We start from the raw sequence: 3,030 nt of genomic DNA, 5'->3' as shown, positions 1-3,030 counted from the left end.
GAGCAGTGCTTTACCCCTACGAAAAATCTATATGTATCAAGATTTTCGTGAAATGGTATAAGCTGATGCGCGTCTAAACTATATAAACACTTTTGATGTCGTTAACTGCTGACTGATGACTGTTGAGGGGTTTTCAGTCATCAGTCATCAGGTAAATGTACAATATTATTTGCGTAACAGCTTATCTCCTGAAGTTAATTACTTGCCACTTGCTTCGTATCCAAGTGAATTAACTTCGCCATCTGGGGCAATTGTTGCATGAATAGCACCGAACCCAGAATACAAACGACACCACCCAAAATCAGTGTATTCGGAGCCTTGAAATAATGTGCCAGAGTTCCTGCTACTAAGTTACCAAAAGGAGCCATACCCATAAAGCACATAGCGTAAAAGCTCATCACCCTGCCACGTTTGCTATCTTCCACAATAAATTGCAGCACTGTGTTACTAGCAGCTACCTGAAGCGTAGAACTCCAGCCAACCAAAACCAAAGCTAACTGAGAAATCCAAAAGACTTGAGAGACAGAGAAAAAGATGAAGCCAATCCCCATGATGGCTGGACAGAAGGCTATGAGTTTTTCTAAACCTACTACGTTTTGGCGAAAGCTGAGGTAGACACAGGCAAACACTGATCCCATCGCTGCTGCGGCCGTTAGAAAGCCCAATGTTTCTGCTCCTCCCTGTAGAACTTCAACTGCAAAGATGGGTAGAAGTGTCGTATATGACATACCTACTAAACTAGCTACTGCCAGTAATAGCAAAATGGAACGCACAGGTAAGAATTGGTAGGCATATTGAAACCCTTCTTTTAACTTCTGCCAAGTATTACTTGTCTGTATTTCTACTATTCTGGGTGTAATCACCATTGCTGAGATTGCCCAGATAGCAACAAGGTAACTGAGACTATCGTAAAGAAAGCAGAATCCAGCGCCAAACTGAGCGATAAAAATGCCACCAAGTGCTGGGCCAATCAGACGCGCACCATTGAGAAAAGCTGCATTTAAGGCGATCGCATTTCCCATCAGTTCACGGCTAACCATATCACTGACAAATGCTTGACGTACAGGTACATCTAAACCCTTCAGAAAACCTAACAATGCACTCAGAGTCAGCAATGTCCAAAAATTTGCCCAACCCAAAAATGTGATGACTGTCAGAATTACAGACATAGAAATGCCTATAACTTGAAATAGCAGCAACAGGCGATGTCGGTCATAGCGATCGGCTAAAATGCCTGAAATTGGAGCAAGTACAAATACTGGCAATTGTCCAAAAAATCCTGCAAATCCCAATAGTAAAGCTGAATCAGTCAATCGGTAAATCAGCCAGAGAATCGCTACTTGTGTCATGAAGTTGCCTGTCATAGACAAGGCTTGTCCCATAAAGTAGAGGCGATAATTGCGCGATCGCAAAGCAGGTAGTTCAAGATTCAACTTGAATCCAAATTTCTGTAATAATTTCATCAACTAAGTACAAAATCTCACAAGTTCATCACGAATAAACACTCTGCGCTTCCCTCAGCCTACCTCTGCGTTTAAAAAAGCACAGAAAAGAGGAAGAAACGAGGCAACAACCTTATTCCTTCCCACTTCAAAGGTTTTAATTGAAAATCACACAGTTACTAATTCCCGCGTAGCAACTACTGATTCAGGTTTGACCCAAATCTTATCTAACCCACCACTCAGTAGGCGATATTGCTGGTTAGGATCTTGTTGCGGGTAATCCTCGCGTTTGTGCATACCTCTGGTTTCCTGACGTTGCAAACCACTGTTGTACATCCAACGGGCTGTAGCAACCATCGCCGCCGCTTCGCGCGATCGCACAATTTGGCTATCATCTAATGTTTGGCTATTGCGGATTTCTTGCCAGAGGTCATCCAGTCTATCCAGGGATGCACTTAAACCTCTAGCAGTGCGGAAGAGGTTGCGATCGTAGGGGAAAACTTCAGCTTGAGTTGTGGCGATCGCTTCATCTGGTGAGAATCTATTATTACCTTCACCATGCAATCCCGCTTCACCAACTCCCTGCACACTGCGCTGGGTTGCTTGCTCTCCCAAACTTAGGGCATAGCTAGCAGCAGATTGTCCAGACCAATAGCCAGAAGACATTGCCCAGGCTGCATTGTGGCTACCGCCGCCGGTGAATCCACCACAGATTAACTCTCTAGTAGCTGCATCTCCTGCCGCATAGAGTCCATTAACTGAGGTAGCACAAGTTTGGTCTGCGATCCGAATCCCACCAGTACCACGTACAGTTCCTTCCAAGCGTAGAGTTATCGGGAATCGTTGAGTAAAGGGGTCAATCCCAGCGCGATCGAAAACGATAAAGAAGTTAGGCTGAGAGGCTCTCATCCAGGCTTTTGTCTCTTCATCCATATTTTGATCCAGACGCGCATAAACGGGCTGATTTAGCAATGTTTTAGCAATCACCGAGCGACCGCGCTTAGAACCTGCACCTTCAATTACCGTGCCATCCTCATAAGTAAAAGATGCCCAATCGTAATAACGAGTCTTGGTGACAGAGGAGAAACTAGGGGAAATTGCGTATGCGTTGGAAAATTCCATACCAGAGAAATCTGCACCAGCCTCGGCTGCCATCAATAGACCATCCCCTGTCAAGACATTACAACCGAGAGCCTTACTCAAGAAAGCACAGCCCCCTGTAGCAATCACAACTGCCCCGGCTCGAACTGTCCAACGTTCCGCAGATTGGCGATTGATACCCTTAGCCCCGGCTACAGTGCCTTCTGTATCCACAAGCAACTCTAAAGCCGGACTGTGGTCTAAAATTTTCACCCCTGCTTGCTTAATCTTTTTCCGCATGAAACGCATATAATCCGGCCCTTGTAAAGAGCGACGGATAACTTGTCCATTAGCATCAACGCTGAAAGGATAGCCCTGATCTGCGAGGGAGTTAATGTTGTCATAGGTGCGATCTAATACCCTAGTCATCCAGTGGCGGTCTGCCAGAAAGCCTCCCATTGCTTCCCGGCTGGCCATTGCCGCTTCCCGTTGCTCTGGGTCTGGTGGG

2 protein-coding genes are annotated in these 3,030 nt (G+C 45.7%); both read right to left on the bottom strand.

All coding sequences use genetic code 11. The features are described from left to right. Positions 1 to 194: 194 nt before the first annotated feature. Complete coding sequence (locus RRG12_RS42380) at positions 195 to 1,463, bottom strand: MFS transporter (RefSeq protein WP_420760329.1); 1,269 nt, start codon at positions 1,461 to 1,463, stop codon at positions 195 to 197. 147 nt (positions 1,464 to 1,610) lie between these two features. Continuing rightward, positions 1,611 to 3,030 (bottom strand): FAD-binding protein (locus tag RRG12_RS42375; protein ID WP_420763236.1); only part of this gene is annotated, 1,420 nt, incomplete at its 5' end.

Source organism: Nostoc sp. CALU 546 (assembly GCF_048836525.1).
This window is presented reverse-complemented; position numbering and strand designations above follow the sequence as displayed.